Consider the following 25,945-nt stretch of genomic DNA (forward strand, 5'->3'; position numbering starts at 1 on the left):
CAATTTGTCTCAGCTGTGCTTTTTTTCATATAAAGAGTAAAAATAAAATAATTTTTGAACTTGTCTCATATGATGTTGGTAGTACAAGAGACAAGGAGAGACATCATGAATCGATTTGTGAAAGGGATCATTCTTTTATCCATTGCCGCCTTTTTCGCTGAATGCCTTGAATTTGTCGTCAATATGATTTTGGCGCGGGAGCTTGGCGAGCATGGGATGGGGCTTTACATGAGTATTTTGCCCACGATCTTTTTAATTATTGTCATCGCGAGCCTGGAACTGCCGATATCCATTTCTAAATTCATTGCCGAGTCAAATCCTAAGCTTCATGAAAGCATGCTGAGGCACGCTTTCAGAATGACAGCCATTTTTACTGCTTTTTCTACTGTCGCCGCTAGTATTGCGCTTCCGTTTATACCGGTATTTGATACATACCACCCGTTTATTAAAGGGATTGTCATCGGCTTAATTCCTGTTGTCGCCTTTACTTCAATCGCCAGGGGCTACTTTATGGGTGTGCAGAAAATGGGGAAGATCGCAATTGCCAATGTGCTGAAAAAAATCATCCAGCTCTTGTGCTTATTCCTCTTTTTTCAATGGTACTCATTTGAATTGGACATGGCTGTGCTGATTTCCTTGTTTGTTCTAGTCGTGAGTGATGTGGTCGTGCTTGTTTATTTATATTCACAATTTATCATGGCAAGGCGGGCGTTATCCGGCCAGCAGCACATTCATTTGCGCGGAAAGGATGTAAGGAAAAGACTGCTTGCTGTTTCAATTCCTACAACAGGACTGCGCATTTTTCATGCGGTTGTCAATGCAATTGAACCCTTTTTAGTAAAAGGAGCTCTTTTGGCTGCGGGCGTTGCCGGGACAGCGGCGATCGATCAATACGGAATGCTGGCAGGAGTGGCTGTGACGATAGGGTCGTTCCCAGCTTTTATTGCCCATTCGTTAATGGTCGTCATGATACCGAGTATTTCGGAAGCTTATGCACTTTCTCAGTATGACATCGTGTTAAAAAGGCTGAAGCAGTCGATTTTCATTACATTAGGTTACGGTATACCTGCCGTCTGGGTCATGTTCCAGTTTGCGGGACCTCTCACGCATTTGTTTTTTCACTCTCCTGAAGCGCAGTATTACCTGCAGCTGTTGTGGCCTTACTTTCTCTTTCATCTGTTTGTCATGCCGCTGCAGGCGTGCTTAATCGGGATGGGTTTTGTGAAAGAGGCTTTTTATCACAATGTATGGAGCCATTTCGTTGCGCTAAGTATGATGTATGTACTGGGATCAATGGAGAATCTGCAAATGCTCGGGATTATCCTTGGAATGAACACTGGCATGATTCTTTTGACGAGCCTGCACTATGCCACGATCTGCAAAGCATTGAAGGTATCTGTATTTCTTACGGGAGGGACCAGAACGCCGCGAATTGAAGGATGATAAAGGAACAGCAGGGGCAAGCTAATTGAAAAGCATGAAAGGAAGATTCCATGTTGACGAAGCGCTTGCTTACTATATACATTATGTTATTAGCGTTGATTGTATGGTTTCCAGGTGCGGCACAAGCTGAGGAAAAACAGCCTGCTGTTCCCGCTGTTTTTCTTATGAAAACGATAGAAGGGGAGGACATCTCGATTCCGAATAAAGGGCAAAAAACAATTCTCCATTTTTGGACGTCATGGTGTCCGCCCTGCAAAAAGGAGCTTCCACAGTTTCAATCGTTTTATGATGCCCATCCATCCGACAGTGTAAAGCTGGTAACGGTGAATTTAGTGAATTCGGAACAAAATCAGCAAGTCGTTGAAGATTTTATTAAAGCAAACAAGCTGACGTTCCCGATTGTCCTTGACTCAAAAGGGGAATTGATGAAGGAGTATCATATCATTACGATCCCAACATCATTTTTGCTGAATGAAAAGGGAGAAATTGAAAAAACAAAAATTGGCCCGATGACAGCGGAACAACTGAAGGAATGGACGGAAGAATAGCTGAGAGCATCGACTCTCAGCTTTTTTCATATAGAGAAGAAGTGAATAAACATTAATGATAATTATTATCAAAAAGAAATTAAAATAATTATAATTGAAATTCTCTTCGTGCGTGCTATAATAAAGGAAGACATCAAGAAATAACTGACGATAAAGCTGCCTTTTGGGCAGCGATTTTGTTTTTATAAGAGAAATGAAGATGATTTACGTTCTCAATTAGAGAGGAGAATTCGATATGAATGAACAAGTTATCGTTCAACGCGACCCGCATGAGCCATTGAAAACAGACAAGAGGGAAAAAAACTGGGCACAGCACGCGGAGCTTATTGCAGCACTTGTATCAGGGGCTCTTATTTTGGCAGGCTGGCTCTTATCCGGATATCAGGTATTATCCATAATACTTTTCTTGCTGGCTTTTGTGATCGGCGGATTTGCTAAAGCAAAGGAAGGAATCGAAGAAACACTCGAATCCAAAACGCTGAATGTAGAACTTTTAATGATTTTCGCTGCCGTTGGTTCCGCCTTGATCGGATACTGGGCAGAGGGTGCTATTTTAATATTTATTTTTTCCTTAAGCGGAGCTTTAGAAACATACACGATGAATAAAAGCAGCAGAGATTTAACGTCTTTAATGCAGCTTGAGCCTGAAGAAGCGACATTGATGGTCAATGGTGAAACCAAAAGAGTTCCGGTTTCAGACTTGCAGGCCGGTGATATGATTGTGATCAAACCTGGAGAACGCGTAGCGGCAGACGGTATCATTGAATCGGGCTCGACAAGTCTTGACGAGTCGGCTTTAACAGGTGAATCAATGCCTGTAGAAAAAAACACAGGCGACACTGTATTCACAGGAACGGTGAATCGCAATGGCTCCTTGACTGTCCGTGTCACGAAAGCAAATGAAGATTCGTTATTCAGAAAAATTATCAAACTGGTTGAATCAGCGCAAAATAGTGTTTCACCCGCGCAGGCTTTCATCGAACGATTTGAAAATGCTTATGTGAAAGGTGTGCTAATTGCGGTGGCGCTCCTTTTATTCGTCCCGCACTTTGCGCTGGGCTGGAGCTGGAGTGAAACCTTCTACCGCGCAATGGTGTTTATGGTTGTCGCGTCACCTTGTGCGCTTGTCGCCTCTATTATGCCAGCGGCGCTGTCCCTGATTTCAAATGGCGCCCGCAACGGTATGCTTGTGAAAGGAAGCGTCTTTCTTGAACAGCTGGGCTCAGTGCAAATGATCGCCTTTGATAAAACCGGCACTGTAACAAAAGGCCAGCCTGCCGTAGAGACGATCAGAATAGCAGAAGGATTCAGTGAAGCGGAAGTTCTTGAGGCTGTCTATGCCATCGAAACGCAATCAAGCCATCCGCTCGCCCAAGCCATAACGGCGTACGCTGACAGCCGCGGCGTGAATCAGTCCGGCTACATATCTATAGAAGAAACCTCAGGGTTTGGCGTTATGGCAGAAGTGTCGGGTGCGAAATGGAAGGTCGGTAAAGCAGGTTTTATCGGCGAGGAAATGGCAGCACAATTTTTGAAACAAACAGCATCCGATGTCATTCAAAGCGGTCATACAATTGTATTTGTGAAAAAGGATGATCAAATAGCAGGCTGTATCGCACTGAAGGACCAAATCAGGCCTGAAGCAAAAGAGGTCATGGAAGAACTGAACCGACTTGGGATTAAAACGGCCATGCTGACAGGAGATCACGAAGACACGGCTCAAGCGATTGCCAAGGAAGCCGGCATGACAACTGTCGTAGCAGAATGCCTGCCTGACCAAAAAGTGAATGAAATCAAACGGTTAAAAGAAGAATTCGGAACGATTGCAATGGTGGGTGACGGAATCAATGATGCGCCGGCACTCAAAGCGGCGGATGTCGGCATTGCGATGGGCGGCGGAACAGATGTAGCACTTGAGACCGCTGATATGGTCCTCATGAAAAACGATTTGAAAAAGCTCGTAAACATGTGCCGCTTGTCTCGGAAAATGAACAGGATCATCAAACAAAATATCGTGTTTTCTCTAGCTGTAATCTGCCTGCTGATTTGTGCAAACTTTTTGCAGGCGATGGAATTGCCATTTGGCGTGATTGGTCATGAGGGCAGCACGATTTTAGTCATACTAAACGGTTTAAGACTCCTAAAATAAAGCCAGCAGCCTAATCAGGCTGCTGGCTTTTTATGTATCAAGCTTTCCCTTCATTTTTGTCTTTATCAGATCTTTTCATAACCAGGATGAGAGCGAGGATGCAGCAAAGGAAACCCGCTGCACAGCCTATGATAGAGCTGTAATAATAAAAGCCCACCATCTTCATCCCGATAAAAGGAGCGGAAATTCCCAAAACCGTTAAGAGCATAACTGCTTTTCGTCTGAAAAAATTCATCAGCAAACGGAACAACCCCCCTGCGATTGAACGTTACTGTCAGTATACAGGAAGAGGAGCAGGAAATAAAATGCATTAGAAAATGAAGGCGTCGTGAAAGGCAAACACCGGTAAAACCTGTTACAATGGAAGACAGAACAATGCATTGCAAATGGCAGGGAGGAACAAGAAGTGAATAGAATACAACGCGTCTCTTCATGGCTGAAGGAAGCGGGGCATACTGCCGCATTTATTCATACAAAAGAAAATGTTTTTTACTTAACCGGTTTTTACACAGAGCCGCATGAAAGATTAATGGGGTTATTTATTTTTCAAGAAGAGGAGCCTTTCTTTGTTTGTCCAGGAATGGAAGCAGGACAGGACCGCAACGCAGGCTGGAATCATGAAATCATTGGCTATGCGGATCACGAAAATCCATGGGAGCTGATAGAGAAGGCCTTGAAAAAGCGAAATATCAGCATACATACGCTTGCGGTAGAAAAGGATTCAATCTCGCTATCACGTGCAGAACAGCTGAAGCATGCGACGGGCGGGGCTCAATTTGTTTCAGCAGAAGAAACACTCAATCAATTTCGCCTGATTAAAGAAGACAATGAGATTCGTTTGCTGAAAGAGGCGGCAAAGCTTGCGGATTACGGTGTTGAAGTCGGTACAGCCGCTTTGCGTGAAGGCATCAGTGAAGTGGAAGTGCTCGCTCAAATTGAGTACGAACTGAAGAAAAAAGGAATTCAGGGCATGTCTTTCTCTACAATGGTTTTATTCGGAGAAAAATCTGGCCAGCCTCATGGAAATCCTGGTACAGCCACGTTGAAGAAAGGTGATTTTGTTTTATTTGATCTCGGTGTTATTCTTGATGGCTATTGCTCTGATATTACAAGAACGTTTGCATACAAAACCATCAATCCGAAGCAGGAGGCCATTTACGAGACTGTGCTTCAAGCGGAAAAAGCCGCGATTGAGGCAAGCAAACCCGGTGTGAGAATCGGAGATCTGGATTTAACTGCCCGCGGAATCATTGAAAAAGCGGGATATGGTGATTATTTTCCTCACCGGCTTGGGCATGGACTCGGAATTTCAGTCCATGAGTATCCATCAATGAGCCAGGCCAACGATACACTGCTGCAGGAAGGCATGGTCTACACGATCGAACCGGGGATTTATGTGCCAGAGATCGGCGGCGTGCGCATTGAGGATGACGTTCACGTAACAAAGGACGGAGCAGTTGCTCTGACCCAATATCCAAAGGAATTAATCATACTGCCGTAATAGAAATAAAAAAGGACTTTGTTCTCGACATCGTCCTTTTTTATCTGCATTAAATAAAAAAATCATCAAATGTTCGAAAGGGTTTAATTTCATGTTTTTGGTTGAGAGGTTTTACAGCAAGACAGCTGCCACCGAGAACAGTGAGACATAACCCAATTAAAATGAAGAAACCCATGTGATCTTCTCCTTTCAGCTTAAAACACAAAAAGATATCTGGTACGTCCATATCATATTGTATGAAACGCATTCCAGATCAAGGGGATTTAGAAAGAAGGGAATCTATGGCTAATATTAAAGACATTGCAGAAAAAGCCGGTGTCTCTGTTACAACGGTTTCCCGAGTCATAAACAATCATCCATACGTCAGTGAAGACAAACGAAAAAGAGTGTTTGAGGCAATGGAATCATTGGAGTACACGAGAAATATTCACGCTGTACATTTGTCGAAAGGATTTTCAAACATGATTGGTGTTGTCTTGCCAACGGTTAATCTGCCATATTTTGCAGAGCTGATTGCAGGAATAGCCGACGCAGCCGCGGAATCCGGGGTTCACCTCTCTTTATTCCAAACAAACTATGAGGTACAAAAAGAAATCTTTGCGCTGTCCCAATTAAAGCAGCGCCAGGTTGACGGCCTGATTTTTTGCTCAAAGGCGCTTGCTGATGAGAAACTCATGGAATGGGAGGGCCCGATTTTGCTTTGCCAGAATTCAGATAATGCCCGCTTCCCAACCATCAGCATTCCTCACCAAGAAGCATTTCGGAACGGCTTGGACTATTTAATTGCCAAAGGGCACAAAAAAATAGCCATCTGTTTGGCAAGAAAAAAAGGCATGAACAGCCATTTTCGAATCAAAGCCTACAAAGAGGCATTGGAAGAGATCGGCGAGGCATTTCGTGAAGACTGGGTAATTGAGAAAGCGATTACAATCAATGATGGGAAGGCGCTTTTTCATAAATGGAATACGTGGAAGGAAAAGCCGACGGCTATTTTTGTTGCCAATGACCAAGTCTCAGCAGGGCTTTTTCTTGAAGCAAAGAACCAGCGGGTGTCAGTACCGGATGAGCTTGCAATCTTAAGCGTTGATAACCACGAAATCAGCCAAGCGCTTGGAATCACAACGATCGATATTCAGACAAGGGAAATGGGAAAGCAGGCATTTGCCATACTGGAAAAAAGAATTCAAGGACAGCCGATTGAAAGGAAAGTTCTGGATTACCGTCTCATCGAAAGATCGACTGTTTAGTGAATGCATTGAAAAAAGGTTTGACGTGCATTCTGTTCGTTATGTACGATATGAGGTATTGAATGACAAAGGAGCTGAGGATCGTGAATGGGTCCTTCACAGTGAAAAAGGTACTGAATAATAACGTATTAATTGCTTCTCATCATAAATACAGCGAAGTCGTTTTAATCGGAAAAGGTATTGGTTTCGGAAAAAAACAAGATGATGTCATTGAAGATAAAGGCTACGATAAAATGTTCATTTTAAAAGACGAGAAGGAACAAAAGCAGTTTAAAAAGCTCCTTGACTATGTTGATGAAAAGCTCGTTGATATTTCAAACGATGTCATCTATCACATAAGCAATAGGACTAATCACTCATTAAATGAACATATTCACATTGCGTTGACAGACCATATCGCATTTGCGATCAAAAGGCAGCAGCAGGGATTTGATATGAAAAATCCATTTCTAATGGAGACTCAGTCACTATATCCTGAGGAGTACCAAATTGCCAAAGAAGTCATAGATATGATCAATGAAAAAGCGGGAATCTGCCTTCCGGAAGGGGAGATTGGTTTTATCGCTCTGCATATCCATTCAGCATTGACAAACCGTCCGCTGTCCGAGGTCAATCAGCACTCTCAGCTCATGGCGCAGCTTGTCGAGGTGATTGAAGACTCATTTCAAATGAAAGTAAATAAGGAAAGTGTCAACTATTTGCGGCTGATCAGGCATATCAGATTTACAATAGAAAGAATTAAAAAAGAAGAACCGACTAAAGAACCAGAAAAATTAATGTTGTTATTGAAAAATGAATATCCGCTATGCTACAATACAGCTTGGAAATTGATTAAAATCTTGCAGCAAACATTGAAGAAACCAGTTCATGAGGCGGAAGCGGTTTATCTGACGCTTCATCTGTACCGATTAACCAATAAAATTTCATAAATTCAGTTTATCCTTATAACGTGTTACTGATTCGATCAGGCATGAGTGATTGAGGGAAAAAAACGGGAAGTTCATTCTCGTTCTTTTGCGCACCCAATTTTGCTCATGCCTTTTTGTTGTGTAAAAGGGCAAATGTAAACGGTTAAACTGGAAGACTTACGCCTGTGAATTCGTTGTCATGATTTTTAGCTGTAAGGTCAGACTAGTAAAAAGAGGAGGTCAATTCTTATGTTTAAAGCATTATTCGGCGTTCTTCAAAAAATTGGGCGTGCGCTTATGCTTCCAGTTGCGATCCTTCCGGCTGCGGGTATTTTGCTTGCGATCGGGAATGCGATGCAAAATAAGGACATGATTCAGGTCCTGCATTTCTTGAGCAATGACAATGTTCAGCTTGTAGCAGGTGTGATGGAAAGCGCTGGGCAGATTGTTTTCGATAACCTTCCGCTTCTTTTCGCAGTAGGTGTAGCCATCGGGCTTGCCAACGGTGATGGAGTTGCAGGAATTGCAGCAATTATCGGTTATCTTGTAATGAATGTATCCATGAGTGCGGTTCTTCTTGCAAACGGAACCATTCCTTCGGATTCAGTTGAAAGAGCCAAGTTCTTTACGGAAAACCATCCTGCATATGTAAACATGCTTGGTATACCTACCTTGGCGACAGGGGTGTTCGGCGGTATTATCGTCGGTGTGTTAGCTGCATTATTGTTTAACAGATTTTACACAATTGAACTGCCGCAATACCTTGGTTTCTTTGCGGGTAAACGTTTCGTTCCAATTGTTACGTCAATTTCTGCACTGATTCTGGGTCTTATTATGTTAGTGATCTGGCCTCCGATCCAGCATGGATTGAATGCCTTTTCAACAGGATTAGTGGAAGCGAATCCAACCCTTGCTGCATTTATCTTCGGGGTGATTGAACGTTCGCTTATCCCATTCGGATTGCACCACATTTTCTATTCGCCGTTCTGGTATGAATTCTTCAGCTATAAGAGTGCAGCAGGAGAAATCATCCGCGGGGATCAGCGTATCTTTATGGCGCAGATTAAAGACGGCGTACAGTTAACGGCAGGTACGTTCATGACAGGTAAATATCCATTTATGATGTTCGGTCTGCCTGCTGCGGCGCTTGCCATTTATCATGAAGCAAAACCGCAAAACAAAAAACTCGTTGCAGGTATTATGGGTTCAGCGGCCTTGACATCCTTCTTAACGGGGATCACAGAGCCATTGGAATTTTCTTTCTTATTCGTTGCTCCAGTCCTGTTTGCGATTCACTGTTTGTTTGCGGGACTTTCATTCATGGTCATGCAGCTGTTGAATGTTAAGATTGGTATGACATTCTCCGGCGGTTTAATTGACTACTTCCTATTCGGTATTTTACCGAACCGGACGGCATGGTGGCTTGTCATCCCTGTCGGCTTAGGGTTAGCTGTCATTTACTACTTCGGATTCCGATTTGCCATCCGCAAATTTAATCTGAAAACACCTGGACGCGAGGATGCTGCGGAAGAAACAGCAGCACCTGGGAAAACAGGTGAAGCAGGGGATCTTCCTTATGAGATTCTGCAGGCAATGGGTGACCAGGAAAACATCAAACACCTTGATGCTTGTATCACTCGTCTGCGTGTGACTGTAAACGATCAGAAAAAGGTTGATAAAGACCGTCTGAAACAGCTTGGCGCTTCCGGAGTGCTGGAAGTCGGCAACAACATTCAGGCTATTTTCGGACCGCGTTCTGACGGGTTAAAAACGCAAATGCAAGACATTATTGCGGGACGCAAGCCTAGACCTGAACCGAAAACATCTGCTCAAGAGGAAGTAGGCCAGCAGGTTGAGGAAGTGATTGCAGAACCGCTGCAAAATGAAATCGGCGAGGAAGTTTTCGTTTCTCCGATTACCGGGGAAATTCACCCGATTACGGATGTTCCTGACCAAGTCTTCTCAGGAAAAATGATGGGTGACGGTTTTGCGATTCTCCCTTCTGAAGGAATTGTCGTATCACCGGTTCGCGGAAAAATTCTCAATGTGTTCCCGACGAAACATGCGATCGGCCTGCAATCCGACGGCGGAAGAGAAATTTTAATCCACTTTGGTATTGATACCGTCAGCCTGAAGGGCGAAGGATTTACGTCTTTCGTATCAGAAGGAGACCGCGTTGAGCCTGGACAAAAACTTCTTGAAGTTGATCTGGATGCAGTCAAACCGAATGTACCATCTCTCATGACACCGATTGTATTTACAAACCTTGCTGAAGGAGAAACAGTCAGCATTAAAGCAAGCGGTTCAGTCAACAGAGAACAAGAAGATATTGTGAAGATTGAAAAATAAGGGTGTTAGTACGCCGTGCTTGTCAGATGACAAGTACGGTTGTATGATATAATATTGTGAAGTAATTAAGCTTTAAGTTAAAAGGAGAATGATAAAAATGGCACAAAAAACATTTAAAGTAACTGCAGATTCTGGAATCCATGCTCGTCCTGCGACAGTTCTTGTACAAACTGCTAGCAAATACGACGCTGACGTTAATTTAGAATATAACGGCAAAACAGTTAACCTTAAATCTATTATGGGTGTTATGTCTTTAGGTATCGCTAAAGGCGCTGAGATCACAATCTCTGCTTCCGGAGCTGACGAAAACGATGCTCTTAACGCTTTAGAAGAAACAATGAAAAGCGAAGGACTCGGCGAGTAATGCAAGAATTAAAAGGGATTGGTGCTTCAGCCGGCATCGCGATTGCAAAAGCATACCGGCTTGAAGAGCCAGATTTAACGGTTGAAAAGAAAAACATCTCTGATTCTGAAGCGGAAGTAAGCCGTTTTGATGAAGCGATTGCACGTTCAAAAGAAGAGCTCGAAAAAATCAAAGAGCACGCTTTGAAAGAACTGGGTCAGGATAAAGCTGATATTTTTTCTGCTCACCTTTTAGTTCTCAGTGACCCTGAGCTTCTGAACCCTGTGAAAGAAAAAATCAGCACTGATTCAGTGAACGCTGAATTCGCTTTAAAAGAAACGTCTTCTATGTTCGTTACCATGTTTGAATCTATGGACAACGAATATATGAAAGAGCGTGCGGCAGATATCCGCGATGTAACAAAACGCGTAACCGGCCACCTGCTTGGCGTCGAAATTCCAAACCCAAGCATGATCTCAGAAGAGGTTATTATTGTAGCTGAAGACTTAACACCGTCTGACACAGCTCAATTAAACCGTGAGTTCGTAAAAGGATTCACTACTGATATCGGCGGACGCACATCTCACTCTGCCATCATGGCACGTTCTCTTGAGATTCCAGCAGTTGTTGGAACGAAAGCGGCTACAGGCACGATCCAAAACGGCGTGACTGTTATCGTTGACGGTATCAATGGCGATGTCATTATTGACCCATCTGCGGAAACTTTAAAAGAGTATGAAGAAAAACATAATGCTTATTTGGCTCAAAAAGCTGAGTGGGCGAAGCTTGTCAATGAACCGACTGTCTCAAAAGACGGACATCATGTAGAGCTTGCAGCGAACATCGGTACTCCTGATGATGTAAAAGGTGTTCTTGAAAACGGCGGAGAAGCAGTTGGCCTTTACCGTACAGAATTCCTTTACATGGGAAGAGATCAGCTGCCTACAGAAGATGAGCAGTTTGATGCTTACAAAACGGTTCTTGAGCGTATGGAAGGAAAATCAGTCGTCGTGCGGACACTTGATATCGGCGGAGACAAAGAGCTTCCTTACCTGCAGCTTCCTAAAGAAATGAACCCGTTCCTGGGATATAGAGCGATTCGTCTTTGCCTTGAAGAGCAAGAAATCTTCAGAACACAGCTTCGGGCGCTGCTTCGTGCAAGTACATACGGAAACTTGAAAATCATGTTCCCTATGATTGCGACAGTTAACGAATTCAAAGAAGCAAAAGCGATCCTTCTTGAAGAGAAAGAAAAGCTCGTAAAAGCGGGACAGGCTGTATCTGACGATATTGAAGTCGGAATGATGGTTGAGATTCCGTCAACTGCAGTCATCGCTGATCAGTTTGCTAAAGAGGTTGATTTCTTCAGTATCGGTACAAACGATTTGATCCAATACACAATGGCAGCTGACCGTATGAATGAACGTGTATCTTACCTGTATCAGCCATACAACCCGGCAATCCTTCGCTTAATTACACTGGTAATTGAAGCAGCACACAAAGAAGGAAAATGGGTTGGCATGTGCGGAGAAATGGCAGGAGACGAGATTGCGATTCCAATCCTTCTCGGCTTAGGCTTAGATGAGTTCTCAATGAGCGCAACGTCTATTCTTCCGGCAAGAACACAGATCAGCAAATTGTCTAAACAAGAAGCTGAGTCATTCAAAGAGAAAATCTTATCTATGAGCACGACAGAAGAAGTTGTCGCGTTCGTAAAAGAAACCTTCAAGTAATGTACAAAAACCAGACGGCCTCCGGCCTGTCTGGTTTTTTTCATAAGTAAGGGTATAGAAGGACACAATAACATGGCTAGGAGGGATAGTATGTCAAACCAATTTAACGCAGGAGATACTGTTTATGTGATCTACAGAAATCCGCACGCCGCCAATGTAGCCCACATAAAGGAAGCCAAAATTGTGCACCATCCATACCATGAAGGCGAGCTTTCCCTGTTTATTTATGAAACCTATCATCCGTTCGCAGAGGACGATGCTGTGTTTGCAAGCTATGAAGAAGCTAAATCGCTTTACAAAGAACTCTTTGATATTGATCCGTATGAGTAACAAGGAAATCATTACAACTCATATCCTTTCCGCCTAGTGAGAAAAGTAACGTTAGTAAAGGAAAAGGATGTGGCATCATGCAGAACCCATTTGTTCCGCAGCTTGTATATATAGAACCGAGGGCGCTGGAATATCCGCTAGGCCAAGAATTACAAGAAAAATTTGAGAATATGGGCATTGAAATCAGAGAAACAACATCCCACAATCAGGTGCGTAATATTCCTGGGAAAAATCATCTTCAGCAATATCGCAATGCGAAATCAACTTTAGTTATCGGTGTCCGGAAAACATTAAAGTTTGATTCATCCAAACCCTCGGCTGAATATGCCATTCCGTTTGCAACAGGCTGTATGGGGCATTGTCATTACTGCTACCTGCAAACAACCATGGGATCAAAGCCGTATATCAGAACTTATGTAAACGTCGAAGAGATTTTGGATCAGGCAGATAAGTATATGAAGGAGCGCGCACCAGAGTTCACAAGGTTCGAAGCATCATGTACGTCAGACATTGTAGGAATTGATCATCTGACACACACGCTGAAGCGCGCCATTGAACATTTTGGCCAAAGTGATCTCGGAAAGCTCCGATTTGTAACGAAATTTCATCATGTCGATCACCTATTAGACGCAAAGCATAACGGGAAAACGAGATTCAGATTCAGTATTAATGCCGACTATGTGATTAAAAACTTTGAGCCGGGAACTTCACCTCTTGATAAGCGGATAGAGGCGGCAGTAAAAGTTGCAAAAGCAGGCTACCCGCTAGGCTTTATTGTTGCTCCGATTTATATTCATGAAGGCTGGGAAGAAGGATACAGACATCTGTTTGAAAAGCTTGATGCTGCTTTGCCGCAGGACGTTAGACATGACATTACGTTTGAATTAATTCAACACCGTTTTACAAAACCGGCCAAACGAGTGATAGAGAAAAATTATCCGAAGACGAAGCTCGAATTAGATGAAGAAAAGCGCCGTTATAAATGGGGCCGTTACGGGATCGGAAAATATATTTATCAGAAAGATGAAGAGCATGCACTTCGAGAAGCGCTTGAATCCTATATTGATACCTTTTTCCCTAACGCAAAAATTGAATATTTCACTTAAACGGGCTGTTGTGATCAACAGCTCTCTTTTTATAAAAAGGATTTTTCCATTCCATCAAAACGCCGTAATTCAATGATTCTTTATCCTCCAAATAATTGCTGACTACACGAATAGGTGAACGCCCGCAACGGAGGAGAAAGGACAGCACAGGGTCGTTTTTCCTGCCTTCCATCACATCTTCAACGTACTGAACAGCGCTGATCTCGTGTGCGTATTTATGATATAAAGGAATGCGGCCGCCGCCGAGAAGGCGCTCCAGTCTCTTATCAACAGTCAGCTCATACATCGTATTCATCAGCCATTTTCCGATTCCAAGCTTTCGATAATGAGGAGAAACAGAAATATCCACTACATATAAAGTATTTCCATGAGGTTCATGATTTTTAATCGATCCGTTGTCTGTTGCTTGCGCCCATGTATGGTCAGGAGAATCAGGCTCAAATTGTACAATAAGAGCAGTCATGGAACCGATAATTCTGCCATTGATGAGCGCGCATAAAGCGCCTTCTGGAAAGGTTTTGATATGGCTGGCAAGCTGGTCCTCTGACCACAGCAATTCCTGGGGAAACGGAGGAGGAAAACATTCTTTTTGAAGAGAAATCAGCCTCTCGATGTCAGTCTCAGTGTAGTTTCTGATGGTCAGAGCCTCAAATTTTCTGCCGTCGTGCACATACATTCGTTTTAGTATGATCATCACTCTCCTTATGTTGTTTCATTATAACGAAAATTGAATTTTCAGTAAATATATTCCGATTTTCTTATAATTTATTTTTTGATTATTCATTTTTTAAACGAAAGGGCCGATATAGAAATTAGGAGGGGATTGGTTTGTTTAAAAAACTTCACATGAAGATTGCTGTTTTTGTTTCGATTATGTTAATCGTCACAGTTGTTCTTTTAATGCTGTCTTCTTATTTGACGCTAAAACCGATGATTACAGAGGATGGGAAAAATACAACTCAAAACGTGACGCAGTCACTTGAACAAAATATTGAATTGCAATTAAAGAGTTATGCCATTTCGTTATCAAGATTGGCTAATGGGGAATTAACGCATACATTTGTAACGAAACCAAGTAAAGAAGCTGCTCGGCTGTTTCACGATGACATTAAGCAAATCAAAGACAACGATGATTATGTTGCGATGGCTTACATAGGCACCGCAAAAAAAGAAATGTTTACATATCCAAAAGCGGATTTCGCTGAGGATTACGATCCAACATCAAGACCATGGTATAAGCTTGCAGCTGAAACCCCGGATCAAGTTGTTTGGACGGAACCTTATAAAGATGTCGTGACAGGAGACATGATTGTTACTGCATCGAAAGCGATCTTAGACGGGCAAAAAGTGATAGGGGTTGCCAGCTATGACTTGAAACTCTCTGCTATCCAGAGTATGGTCAATAAACAAAAGGTGCCTTACAAAGGATTTGCCTTTTTAGCTGATGCGAGCGGCAATCTTTTAGCCCATCCGTCAAATCAAGGAAAAAATATATCAAAGGATCAAACACTGCAAACCATCACATCCGAGAAACAAGGGATACAAGATGTGAATGGGAAAATGGTTGTGTACCAAACGATTGGCGAGACAGGCTGGAAGGTCGGAACGCAATTTGATACCGATCAATTAATGTGGATTTCAGATAAAATGAATCGGGCAAATCTTTGGATATCATTGATTGCGCTTATCATAACAATTATTCTCAGCTACTTCCTGGCCAAAACGATAACCGGTCCGATACAGCAGCTGATCGTAAAAACGAAAGCTGTTTCCGCAGGCGATTTAACAGTGCGCGCGGAATCAAAATCTAAGGATGAAGTCGGTATTTTAACAAGAGATTTCAATCTGATGGTTGAAAATATGAAGGAAATGGTTGAGCAAGTGAGACTCTCTTCAGGGAAAGTATCTGATACCTCTGAACAACTAACGGCTGTCTCTGCCGAAACTAATGAAACAAGCGGACAAATTGCAAAAGCGATTGAAGAAGTAGCCGCAGGAGCATCGGAACAGGCTTCTGAAGTTGAAACCATTAATGAAAAATCGGAAAGCCTGTCAACGAAAATCAGGCAAATCGCTGAGGAGGCAGGCGGAATTAAAGAACGCTCAAAATCGTCCGAGGATGCAAGCTATAAAGGACTTGACGCGCTCGGCCAGCTGCTGATGAAATCAAACGAAGCCAATATGGAAACGAAAAAGGTTGAAACGATGCTGCTGGATTTGGAAAATCAAACTAAGAATATTGAAGAAGTCGTTACAGCGATTTCAAACATATCTGATCAAACCAACTTGCTTGCCTTAAATGCCAGTATTGAGGCAGCCAGAGCCGGAGAAAGCGGGCGCGGTTTTGCCGTCGTAGCCGATGAAGTGCGGAAGTTAGCTGAGCAATCAGCCCTATCTACAAAGCATATCAGCGAGACTGTGAAGCTTATCCAGCTTGAGACAAAAGAGGCCTCTCACGCGATGGTTCAGGCAAGCAGAATGAATGATGAACAAAACAGTGCAATTCACGAAACTGGAGAGGTATTAAATACGATAACTGCAGAAATGCAGTCACTGGTACAAGGTATTGATCACATTTACGCGGAAATTCAAAGAATGAGTGAAGAACAGCTTGCGATTTCTGAAGCCATTCAAAGCATTTCAGCCATATCACAGGAATCAGCTGCCGCAGCAGAGGAAGTGAACGCATCAACCGATGAACAGCTTGTCACCCTTGATAAAGTCAAACACTCAACGGAAACACTAAAACATGCAAGCCAAGAGCTTATGAGCACAATTGCAAAATTCACATTGTAATCCAATTACATCCCCAAACATCATTTGTTTTGGGGATTTTTTATGTTATAAGATGAATAGATATGGTAGTCTAGAAAATGAAGGAAAAATGATAAATTTTAACTAAAATCTAAACGAAACATCTGGGAGGAATGACCTTGAAAAAAACAATTGGTTTTATCGGTCTTGGAGTAATGGGAAAAAGCATGGCATCACATATTCTCAATGACGGCCATCCTGTATTGGTGTACACCCGGACAAAAGAAAAAGCAGAAAGCATACTTCAAAAAGGCGCGATCTGGAAAGATACGGTCAAAGATCTTTCGAAAGAAGCGGATGTTATCATCACAATGGTCGGCTATCCCAGTGATGTTGAAGAAGTGTATTTCGGAAGCAATGGAATTATTGAAAACGCAAAAGAAGGCGCATATCTTATTGATATGACGACATCTAAGCCTTCGCTTGCGAAGAAGATTGCTGAAGCGGCCAAAGAAAAAGCATTGTTCGCTTTAGACGCTCCTGTTTCCGGTGGAGACATCGGTGCACAAAACGGAACACTCGCGATTATGGTCGGTGGAGAAAAAGAAGCTTTTGAAGCCTGTATGCCGATTTTCTCTTTAATGGGAGAGAATATTCAGTATCAAGGACCGGCTGGAAGCGGACAGCATACCAAGATGTGCAATCAGATTGCAATTGCAGCCGGTATGATCGGTGTTGCTGAAGCGATGGCTTATGCCCAAAAATCAGGCCTAGAGCCGGAAAATGTTCTGAAAAGCATCACAACGGGCGCAGCCGGAAGCTGGTCATTGTCAAATCTTGCTCCCCGTATGCTGCAAGGCAACTTTGAACCGGGATTTTATGTGAAGCATTTTATTAAGGATATGGGAATCGCACTAGAGGAAGCAGAATTAATGGGGGAAGAAATGCCAGGCTTGTCGCTCGCAAAATCCTTATATGACAAGCTAGCTGCTCAAGGTGAAGAAAACAGCGGAACACAGAGTATCTATAAGCTTTGGGTGAAATAAAAAAAGATTGCCTGTACGAAACAGGCAATCTTTTTTTATTATTTTCCGATGAATTGTTGTGTCCAGATGCTTCCAGACTCAACGTAACCAACACCGATGTGAGTAAAGTTAGGGTTTAGAATGTTTTTTCTGTGTCCTTCACTGTTCATCCAAGCTTTTACTACTTCTTCTGGTGTCTTTTGGCCCTTCGCAATGTTTTCACCTGCTGTTTTGTAGCTGATTCCGAAAGATTTCATCATATCAAACGGTGAGCCGTATGTTGGGCTTTGGTGATCAAAGTAGTTTTTGTCTTTCATATCCTGAGATTTTGCGCGTGCAGATTTGCTTAACGTTTCATCAATTTGAAGCGGTTTTAAGCCTTGTTTTTGTCTTTCTGCATTTGTAAGTTCAACAACTTTTTTCTCATATGCACTTACAGATGAAGGTGCAGACGTTGTTGTATTTGTTTTTTCAGCAGTTGCGGGTGCTTTAGAAGCAGTGTTTTGATCAGCAGCTGCTTTTTCAGTAGTCTTTTGTGCAGGTTTTGCCGTTTCTGTCTTTTGAACATCCTGAACTTTCACGTTAGATTGCTTCGCATGTTTTTGAAGAAGCTGCTTCATCTCTTTTTCGTTTGCAGCGTTTAACGTTTTGATATTTGTGTTAATATGCAGTTTTTTCACTGCATCGTTAAGTGACATGTTTTGTACTGTGTTCCCCGTTTTTACTGTAACCACAGGCTGGCAGGAGAGTTCTTTCGCTGATGCTTGCTGTACGCCCCCGAATGTGAATAATCCAACCGCAGCGGCAGCAGATAAAATAAATGCTTTCTTCATTAGTTCGTAACCTCCTAGAGTTGTTTGTTTCTACAGAAAAATCATAACATAGCTTTTTTGTCATAAAGATTCCAGCACTTTCCTTTGACAAATAGAGATTGTCATTTTCGTAAAGTAAATCCGTTGAATCACTAAGAATAAGGGAATCAGCGGTATATATGATTTTATCGTACCGTTACATAGCTTCCTTTTTTTTGAACCGTTAGTTATATTTTAATGTGTTTTTATATTGACAGCTTTTTTTACTCCTTTTCGCTGTAACAACTATTACAAAGGTGTTACAATTAATCTCAGTATATGTAAATATATTGAACGATTTGAGAGGGGTAACCAGAAGTGACTGAAATAGGACGTGAACCAAAGAAAAAGAGCAAAGGAAACAGAGCAATCAGAATGAACCTTTTTTTCCTAGCTGTCTTTGTTCTATTCACTGCATTAATTTTTAAGCTCGGGGTTGTTCAAATTGTTGAAGGCGAACAGCATGAAGAAGACGCTGAGAAATCAAATGCAAAAACAGCTTACTATCCTGCGCCTCGCGGGAAGATGTACGACAGAAACCAGAAAGTTGCTGTCGACAACCAGAGCGTTCCAGAAATTGTGTATGTATCAACATCTAGCACAAAAACAGAAGATAAAATCAAAACAGCGAAGCGGCTTGCTTCTTTCATTCATATTGATACCGAATTTTTGAAGGAAAGGGATCTTCGTGATTACTGGATCGCAGCTCATCCGAAAAAAGCCGCCGCTCTGCTTAAGGAATCAGAAAGCAATCTGAAAGGAGACCAAGCTTACAAGCTTCAAATAGAGCGTGTTCCGGATCAAGAATTAAAGGCTATTCAGCAAGATGACGAAGAAATGGAAACTGCTGCGATATATACAAGGTTTTCAAGCGGAAATGCTTACGAACCTCAAATCGTAAAGGCAATGAATCCAAATAAGAGCAATAGCAATGGAAAAAACGGAGCGCTGCTTGATGAGAAGAAAAACTCCTCGCAAAGACCAAAAAATGACTTAACATATGATGAAATTTCCATTGTTTCTGAGCATTTAGAAGAACTTCCGGGAATCGATATCGTAAACGATTGGACACGAAAATATCCTTATGACAAAACCCTTTATTCTGTTTTCGGGGGCGTCACGACACCTGATCAGGGCCTGCTGAGCGACCGGAAAGATTTCTACTTAACTAGAGGCTATGCGAATAATGACAGGGTGGGAAAAAGTTATTTAGAGTATCAATATGAAGAATATTTAAATTCGCATAAAGAAAAAGTGGAATACGTAGAAGATAATAAAGGAAATGTCGTCAGCCAAAAAACCATTGATAAGGGCAGCAGGGGATACGATCTTCAGCTTTCTTTTGACATGGAGCTTCAGGCAAAGGTAGAAAAGATCATTGAAGAAGAAGTAAGAAACAGCCGTGCACGCGGAAATTACATGCTTGACAGAGCCTTTGCCGTGATGATGGACCCGAATAACGGCGATATTTTATCAATGGCAGGGAAAAAGATAGATTTAAAAACCAACAAAATTGAAGATTATGCGATAGGGGCATTTACCACCCAATATGAAATGGGATCAGCAGTAAAGGGGGCCACCGTGCTAGCCGGCTATCAGGACGGAATTCCGCATTATAAATATTATGTCGATGCTCCAATGCTTTTAGGAACGAATCTTATAAAAAAATCTTATACTAATATGGGAACCATCAATGAATTAACCGCATTGCAAAAAAGTTCAAACGTATATATGTTCAATGTTGCCATGCATATTGCAGGCGTAACATACAAGCCGCATGGATCTCTCCCGGCTGATCAGAACGATCTACTGAAAATGAGAAACTATTACAGCCAGTTTGGTCTGGGAGTAAAGACAGGTATTGATCTCCCGCAGGAATCAGCCGGAATGCAAACCACACCTAAAACTGTAGGAGGATTAATTTTAGACTTAGCAATTGGCCAATACGATACATACACACCGCTTCAAATGGCTCAATACATCTCAGTAATCGCCAATGGTGGCTATCGTGTTCAGCCTAGAATCGTCACAAGTATTCATAAGCCAGGAAAAAAAGACCAGCTGGGTAAGGCGATTGAACATAGGAAACCTAAAGTACTCAATAAGATTAATAATTCAGAGAGCGATTTGAAACAAGTACAAACAGGCATGAAATTAGTCACTTCTTCAGGGACAGCAAAAAATACGTTTACAGAAGATGTATCAGGGAAAACGGGAACAGCGGAAACATTTTACTACGGCACGAATCGCAACTGGTGGGGGAAAAAAACATACAATCTGACTTTTGTCGGCTATTACCCGTCGAAAAAACCAAAAGTGGCCTTTAGTGTTGTTGTTCCATCAGTAGATGATGATGATAAGATCAATAAAATTATTGCCAAAAGAGCTATCCACGCCTACGCAGAGCTCGAAAAAAAACACAGTAAAAAATAAAAAACAGGGTGCACAACTAAAAGATTGTGTGCCCTTTCTTTTATTCAAAAATTGACGTTCACCATAAGAATAGAAGGAGAATACTCATTTTCTAGCGAATCATACTAGGTAAAAGTCAATCTGTATATGTCGAAACACGATGATCATGCAAAGGAGGGATTCTGTGGAACAGGATACGCAGCATGTTAAACCACTTCAAACAAAAACCGATATTCATGCAGTCTTGGCCTCTAATGGACGCATCATTTATATATCTGCCAACTCCAAACTGCATTTGGGCTATCTCCAAGGAGAGATGATCGGATCATTCCTCAAAACGTTTCTGCATGAGGAAGACCAATTTTTGGTTGAAAGCTATTTTTATAATGAACATCATCTGATGCCGTGCACCTTTCGTTTTATTAAAAAAGATCATACGATTGTGTGGGTGGAGGCTGCGGTAGAAATTGTTACGACAAGAGCTGAGCGGACAGAACGGGAAATCATTTTGAAAATGAAGGTTCTTGAAGAAGAAACAGGCCATCAATCCCTAAACTGCGAAAAACATGAAATCGAACCTGCAAGCCCGGAATCGACTACATATATAACGGATGATTATGAACGGTTGGTTGAAAATCTCCCGAGTCCGCTATGCATCAGTGTCAAAGGCAAGATCGTCTATGTAAACAGCGCGATGCTTTCAATGCTGGGAGCCAAAAGCAAGGATGCTATTATTGGTAAATGGTCCTATGAATTTATTGAAGAAGAATATCATGATATCGTGAAAAACAGGATTATACGAATGCAAAAAGGAATGGAAGTCGGAATGATTGAACAGACGTGGAAAAGGCTTGATGGCACACCTGTTCATTTAGAAGTGAAAGCATCCCCGACCGTCTACAAAAACCAGCAGGCTGAGCTGCTGCTGCTGATCGATATCTCTTCAAGGAAGAAATTCCAAACCATCCTGCAAAAAAGCCGTGAACGATATCAGCTGCTGATTCAAAATTCCATTGATACCATTGCGGTGATTCACAATGGAAAATGGGTATTTATGAATGAGTCTGGAATTTCCCTGTTTGAAGCGGCTACATATGAGGATTTAATTGGCAAAAACATATACGATCAGCTGCATCCTTGCGATCACGAGGATGTAAAAGAGAGAATCCAAAACATTGCCGAGCAAAAATCAGAATCTGAAATTGTCAAGCAATCCTGGTTCACCTTTCAGAACAGGGTCATCTATACGGAGATGGTCTGCATTCCGACGACCTTTTTTGGTGAAGCGGCCGTCCAGGTCATTCTTCGGGACATTTCAGAGAGAAAACAAACAGAAGAATTGATGCTGAAATCGGAAAAATTATCAATCGCAGGGCAGCTCGCGGCGGGAATCGCCCATGAGATCCGCAACCCTCTTACAGCGATCAAAGGATTTTTACAGCTGATGAAACCGACAATGGAAGGCAACGAACATTACTTTGATATTGTGTTTTCTGAACTCAGCCGTATCGAATTAATACTCAGTGAACTGCTCATGCTGGCGAAACCTCAGCAAAATGCTGTCAAAGAATATTTGAACTTGAAAAAATTAATTGGTGAGGTTTCAGCCCTGTTAGAAACGCAGGCGAATTTAAATGGCATTTTTATCAGAACAAGTTATGAAAAAGACAGCATTTATATAAACGGAGATCAAAACCAATTAAAGCAGGTATTCATTAATTTAATCAAAAATGCAGTTGAATCAATGCCTGATGGGGGAACAGTAGACATTATCATAACCGAAGATGAGCATTCTGTTCATGTTACTGTCAAAGACGAAGGGGAAGGTATACCTGAAAAGGTACTAAACCGGATTGGAGAGCCATTTTTAACAACAAAAGAAAAAGGTACGGGGCTTGGATTAATGGTGACATTTAATATCATTGAAAACCATCAGGGAGTTATACATGTGGATAGCCATCCTGAAAAAGGCACAGCGTTTAAAATTTCATTTCCAAAAAAATAAAACAACGGCTTAAACGCCGTTGTTTATCGTCTGCATGGCTTCACGTTTTTTTAATACAAATAATTCTAAACGGTCCAAGCCTTCTCTCAGTGTGTCCAGCGAGTACGCAAAAGACAATCTTACATATCCTTCACCATATGATGAGAACGAGCTACCCGGCACGAGTGCCACGCCAGCGTCTTCCAAAAGAGCCATACTAAAATCAAATGAAGTCATTCCAAATGATTTAATAGAAGGGAAGATATAAAACGCACCGGACGGTTTAACTACGTCAAGTCCCATGGAAACAAGACGGTCATAAACATAGTCGAGACGTTTTTTGTATTGTTCTCTCATAATCAATGCGTCGTCAAAGCCGTTTGTGACAGCTTCAAGCGCGGCTTTTTGAGAAATGGATGAGGCACATGACACATTGTATTGATGAACCTTTAAAATGTGCTTTGCAATGTCTTTCGGTGCAAATAAAAATCCAATTCTCCAACCAGTCATGCTGTGGGATTTTGACAAGCCGTTAATGACAATTGTTTGATCCCGCAAATGGTTTGCGATGGAGTAATGCGGTCTGTCATATGTTAATTCACTGTATATTTCATCGGACAATACGAAGACATTTCTGCCTTTTAAAAGGGCTGCGATGCTTTTCAGTTCTTCTTCAGATAAAGTCACGCCGGTAGGGTTTGACGGATAAGGAAGCACGACACACTTGGTGTTGGGTGTCAGAGCATCTTCAATCAGCCGGGCGGTAAGCTTAAAGCCGTGTGACGTAGTATCAACAATGACAGGCTTGGCCCCGCACAAATTGATAATAGGTTCATAGCCCGGATAAATAGGCCCTGGCATAATGACTTCATCACCGGGAGATAAAATCGTCCGGAATGCAGCATCAATGGCTTGGCTTGCGCCTGTTGTGATGATAATTTCAGATTCAGCATCATAGTTGAAATCCGCTTTTTTCTTCATATAAAGCTGCACAGCTTGTCTCAGCTCCAGGTAGCCGGCATTCGGAGTATATGACGTCACGTTTTCATCAATGGCTTTTTTTGCGGCAGCTTTCACATGATGCGGTGTGAAAAAATCAGGCTGGCCGATTGTAAGTGAAATGACGTCTTCGTGTTGGGCTACAAGATTCGAGAATTTGCGTATTCCTGAAATTTCGATCTCTCTTGCTTTCGGATTCAGCAAATGTTCCATAATTCATCACCTTAACAAATATAATGAGTTTATCCTATTTTACCACTAGCTGATCATTTGTCACCTTTTTAACTGATATATTTCGATTGTATGCGCCTTTTTTCTAAACATACCTTTCTTTTCAGAAAAAAAGAAGACAACCAGCGATTTGATTGTCTTTATTGTATCATGTTCTATTATTGTTTATATGTGCCAATTTCATTAATAGCCATAATCAAAATGAAGGTCTTCGTGCCAAATCAGATACGGAGGATGCTCTTCTTGAAGGTCAGCTGATTCTTTCTTCATATTCAGGTAAGTTTCTTCACTGATATCCTCTAAAACAGTCATTTCGTTTTCTTTAAATATTACTAAGGTACCCATTATTTACACCCTTCTTTGGAAAAATCCTTGACTATTTTATCACTGTTAGTTGGAAAGTCAATGGTTATTAGGAAAAAAGTTTCTTTTTTGAGGAACGCGGCTTGTTGCCTTCGGAATTCGATTTTGAAGAGCTGCCATTCACTTTTTACAAATTACGCCGATATATACAGTACAATACTGAATGCGAATAGCGAGGGATTGAATTGTCGTTACAACAATACGAAATTTTATTAGATTCTGGTACAAATGAATTAGAAATTGTGAAGTTTTGCGTGGGTGAAAATGCTTTCGGAATTAACGTCATGAAGGTAAGAGAAATTATTCAGCCTGTCGAGGTGACATCAGTGCCTCACTCCCATCAGCATGTAGAAGGAATGATTAAACTCAGAGGAGAAATCCTCCCTGTGATCAGTCTCTTCTCATTTTTTGGAGTAGAGCCTGAAGGATCAAAAGATGAGAAATATATCGTGACTGAATTTAATAAACGGAAAATTGTTTTTCATGTCGGCTCTGTTTCTCAAATTCACAGAGTATCCTGGGAAGCGATTGAAAAGCCGACATCGTTAAATCAAGGAATGGAGCGGCACCTTACCGGGATTATTAAGCTCGAAGACCTGATGATCTTTTTGCCTGACTATGAAAAAATTATTTATGACATTGAATCAGATTCAGGTGTTGACACGTATAATATGCATACCGAGGGCTTCGATGAAAGAAGAACTGATAAAAAGCTAATCATTGTAGAGGACTCACCGCTTTTGATGCGCCTCTTGCAGGATGAACTAAAAGAAGCAGGGTACAACAATATCGCTTCGTTTGAAAATGGAAAAGAGGCATATGAATACATTATGAACCTTGCTGAAAACGAAACTGATTTATCAGAACAGATTGATATGATCATCACTGATATTGAAATGCCAAAAATGGACGGACACAGGCTCACAAAGCTGCTGAAGGAAAATCCGAAAAGCTCAGATGTGCCGGTTATGATTTTCTCATCGTTAATTACGGATGATCTGCGTCACCGCGGCGAAGTTGTAGGCGCAGATGAGCAAATCAGCAAGCCTGAGATCAGTGATTTGATTAAAAAAGTGGATACGTATGTTATTGAATAAATAAAAACAGCCGTTGCCAGAAAGAGGCACGGCTGTTTTTATTTTAAAAGTAACTCTCGCCAAGTTTTTTAAAGACCGGTTTATGGTAAGCTGGCTGCTGGCGATTTGGCACTAGCGGCTTTTCTTTCATGCCGACATATTCTTGCAATAGGTGTTTCGCTTTTGTTAAAGACATTTGAGCTTTAGGATTTCGGTACGATTGATTAAGTGTACCTAAATGCGGAAGATGTTCGAAGTCTTCTTTAGTTGGAGGCATGTGAAAATAGTAGTCTCCGATTGAGATAAGCACGTCCGATTGCTGTTGGCTGAACCTTGGATTTTTTGAAAAATGAAGCCCTATTTTCTTTCCTTTACCTTCTTTGACAAGCTTTTGCAAAGCCCGTTTTTTCAGCAGATATAGGTATTTAGGGTTGGGGGCGGTTTTTGCATGGCGGTTCACAGTGTAAACTGCTTTTGAAAGATTTTCTACGGTTGGCTGCAGATCTTTCGTATATGCATGGTCGTCCATTATTTCTCTCCTTTGCTCTTATCAATTTCTATATGTTTAGATTATACTTTTTTAAAGTTGAAAT

General features: G+C 41.8%; 22 protein-coding genes. 16 read left to right on the plus strand and 6 right to left on the minus strand.

Going from position 1 to position 25,945, the window contains the following annotated elements:
- Positions 1-105 precede the first annotated feature (105 nt).
- The 3 genes from ykvU to pfeT all read left to right on the plus strand — a co-directional run bounded on the left by ykvU (position 106) and on the right by pfeT (position 4,140).
- Positions 106-1,443: a sporulation protein YkvU gene (gene ykvU, locus MHI44_RS19050; RefSeq protein ID WP_339202534.1), complete on the plus strand. Its 1,338-nt coding sequence runs from the start codon at positions 106-108 to the stop codon at positions 1,441-1,443.
- A gap of 50 nt (positions 1,444-1,493) precedes the next feature.
- Complete coding sequence (stoA, locus tag MHI44_RS19055) at positions 1,494-1,991, plus strand: sporulation thiol-disulfide oxidoreductase StoA (RefSeq protein WP_319620572.1); 498 nt, start codon at positions 1,494-1,496, stop codon at positions 1,989-1,991.
- 235 nt (positions 1,992-2,226) lie between these two features.
- Complete coding sequence (gene pfeT, locus MHI44_RS19060; protein ID WP_167408107.1) at positions 2,227-4,140, plus strand: metal-transporting ATPase PfeT; 1,914 nt, start codon at positions 2,227-2,229, stop codon at positions 4,138-4,140.
- A gap of 37 nt (positions 4,141-4,177) precedes the next feature.
- Here pfeT and MHI44_RS19065 read toward each other — a convergent pair whose 3' ends face one another.
- Positions 4,178-4,381 (minus strand): hypothetical protein, encoded by a 204-nt coding sequence (locus tag MHI44_RS19065; RefSeq protein ID WP_014476643.1) that lies wholly within the window; start codon positions 4,379-4,381, stop codon positions 4,178-4,180.
- A gap of 165 nt (positions 4,382-4,546) precedes the next feature.
- Between MHI44_RS19065 and papB the strand changes: the two genes are divergently transcribed.
- The 8 genes from papB (at position 4,547) to splB (ending at position 13,657) form a co-directional block, all read left to right on the plus strand.
- A complete protein-coding gene (gene papB / locus MHI44_RS19070; RefSeq protein ID WP_339202535.1) occupies positions 4,547-5,641 on the plus strand; it encodes a di/tri-peptidase in 1,095 nt (364 codons plus the stop codon).
- A gap of 281 nt (positions 5,642-5,922) precedes the next feature.
- Entirely contained in the window at positions 5,923-6,888 is a 966-nt protein-coding gene (locus MHI44_RS19075; protein ID WP_003244772.1) for a LacI family DNA-binding transcriptional regulator, read from the plus strand.
- A 62-nt stretch (positions 6,889-6,950) separates the two neighbouring features.
- Positions 6,951-7,817, plus strand: coding sequence for a ptsGHI operon transcription antiterminator GlcT (glcT, locus tag MHI44_RS19080; RefSeq protein WP_003218635.1), 867 nt, complete (start codon positions 6,951-6,953; stop codon positions 7,815-7,817).
- Positions 7,818-8,045: 228 nt separating this feature from the next.
- Positions 8,046-10,145, plus strand: a complete 2,100-nt coding sequence (gene ptsG / locus MHI44_RS19085) for a PTS glucose transporter subunit IIABC (protein ID WP_003244661.1) — start codon at positions 8,046-8,048, stop codon at positions 10,143-10,145.
- Positions 10,146-10,242: 97 nt separating this feature from the next.
- Positions 10,243-10,509 carry a phosphocarrier protein HPr gene (locus MHI44_RS19090; protein ID WP_003154654.1) on the plus strand — a complete coding sequence of 89 codons (267 nt, stop codon included), beginning with the start codon at positions 10,243-10,245 and terminating at the stop codon, positions 10,507-10,509.
- Positions 10,509-12,221: a phosphoenolpyruvate--protein phosphotransferase gene (gene ptsP, locus MHI44_RS19095; RefSeq protein WP_029317726.1), complete on the plus strand. Its 1,713-nt coding sequence runs from the start codon at positions 10,509-10,511 to the stop codon at positions 12,219-12,221. Before MHI44_RS19090 ends, ptsP begins: the two co-directional genes overlap by 1 nt.
- Positions 12,222-12,311: 90 nt before the next feature.
- Positions 12,312-12,551: a splAB operon transcriptional regulator SplA gene (splA, locus tag MHI44_RS19100; RefSeq protein ID WP_072174297.1), complete on the plus strand. Its 240-nt coding sequence runs from the start codon at positions 12,312-12,314 to the stop codon at positions 12,549-12,551.
- 77 nt (positions 12,552-12,628) lie between these two features.
- Complete coding sequence (splB, locus tag MHI44_RS19105) at positions 12,629-13,657, plus strand: spore photoproduct lyase (RefSeq protein WP_003232425.1); 1,029 nt, start codon at positions 12,629-12,631, stop codon at positions 13,655-13,657.
- Here the strand turns inward: splB and MHI44_RS19110 are convergent.
- On the minus strand, positions 13,650-14,351 hold the full coding sequence (locus MHI44_RS19110) for a GNAT family N-acetyltransferase (RefSeq protein ID WP_134991646.1): 702 nt from the start codon (positions 14,349-14,351) through the stop codon (positions 13,650-13,652). The genes splB and MHI44_RS19110 overlap by 8 nt on opposite strands.
- A 134-nt stretch (positions 14,352-14,485) precedes the next feature.
- On the opposite strand from MHI44_RS19110, the gene mcpC reads away from it, so the two are divergent.
- Positions 14,486-16,453, plus strand: coding sequence for a methyl-accepting chemotaxis protein McpC (mcpC, locus tag MHI44_RS19115; RefSeq protein ID WP_339202536.1), 1,968 nt, complete (start codon positions 14,486-14,488; stop codon positions 16,451-16,453).
- Positions 16,454-16,590: 137 nt separating this feature from the next.
- Positions 16,591-17,457, plus strand: coding sequence for an NAD(P)-dependent oxidoreductase (locus tag MHI44_RS19120; RefSeq protein WP_003245029.1), 867 nt, complete (start codon positions 16,591-16,593; stop codon positions 17,455-17,457).
- Positions 17,458-17,495: 38 nt separating this feature from the next.
- Here MHI44_RS19120 and MHI44_RS19125 read toward each other — a convergent pair whose 3' ends face one another.
- On the minus strand, positions 17,496-18,269 hold the full coding sequence (locus tag MHI44_RS19125) for a CAP domain-containing protein (RefSeq protein WP_003244693.1): 774 nt from the start codon (positions 18,267-18,269) through the stop codon (positions 17,496-17,498).
- Between the two features lie 336 nt (positions 18,270-18,605).
- On the opposite strand from MHI44_RS19125, the gene MHI44_RS19130 reads away from it, so the two are divergent.
- Positions 18,606-20,720 (plus strand): penicillin-binding protein 2, encoded by a 2,115-nt coding sequence (locus MHI44_RS19130; protein ID WP_017697267.1) that lies wholly within the window; start codon positions 18,606-18,608, stop codon positions 20,718-20,720.
- A gap of 163 nt (positions 20,721-20,883) precedes the next feature.
- Complete coding sequence (kinA, locus tag MHI44_RS19135; RefSeq protein ID WP_080529263.1) at positions 20,884-22,704, plus strand: sporulation histidine kinase KinA; 1,821 nt, start codon at positions 20,884-20,886, stop codon at positions 22,702-22,704.
- A 9-nt stretch (positions 22,705-22,713) separates the two neighbouring features.
- Here the strand turns inward: kinA and MHI44_RS19140 are convergent, their stop codons facing one another.
- Positions 22,714-23,895: an aminotransferase A gene (locus MHI44_RS19140; protein ID WP_015252196.1), complete on the minus strand. Its 1,182-nt coding sequence runs from the start codon at positions 23,893-23,895 to the stop codon at positions 22,714-22,716.
- A gap of 201 nt (positions 23,896-24,096) precedes the next feature.
- Entirely contained in the window at positions 24,097-24,258 is a 162-nt protein-coding gene (locus tag MHI44_RS19145) for a hypothetical protein (protein WP_003245246.1), read from the minus strand.
- A 203-nt stretch (positions 24,259-24,461) separates the two neighbouring features.
- Here MHI44_RS19145 and cheV point away from each other — a divergent pair, with 203 nt between their 5' ends.
- The gene (cheV, locus tag MHI44_RS19150; protein ID WP_264099771.1) at positions 24,462-25,373 is read left to right on the plus strand and encodes a chemotaxis protein CheV; all 912 of its coding nucleotides are present in this window, start codon (positions 24,462-24,464) and stop codon (positions 25,371-25,373) included.
- 43 nt (positions 25,374-25,416) lie between these two features.
- Here cheV and MHI44_RS19155 read toward each other — a convergent pair whose 3' ends face one another.
- Positions 25,417-25,881: a YkyB family protein gene (locus MHI44_RS19155; protein WP_003232406.1), complete on the minus strand. Its 465-nt coding sequence runs from the start codon at positions 25,879-25,881 to the stop codon at positions 25,417-25,419.
- Positions 25,882-25,945: the final 64 nt, after the last annotated feature.

The sequence above is a fragment of the Bacillus sp. FSL K6-1366 genome, from assembly GCF_037976695.1.
Lineage (GTDB): Bacteria > Bacillota > Bacilli > Bacillales > Bacillaceae > Bacillus > Bacillus subtilis.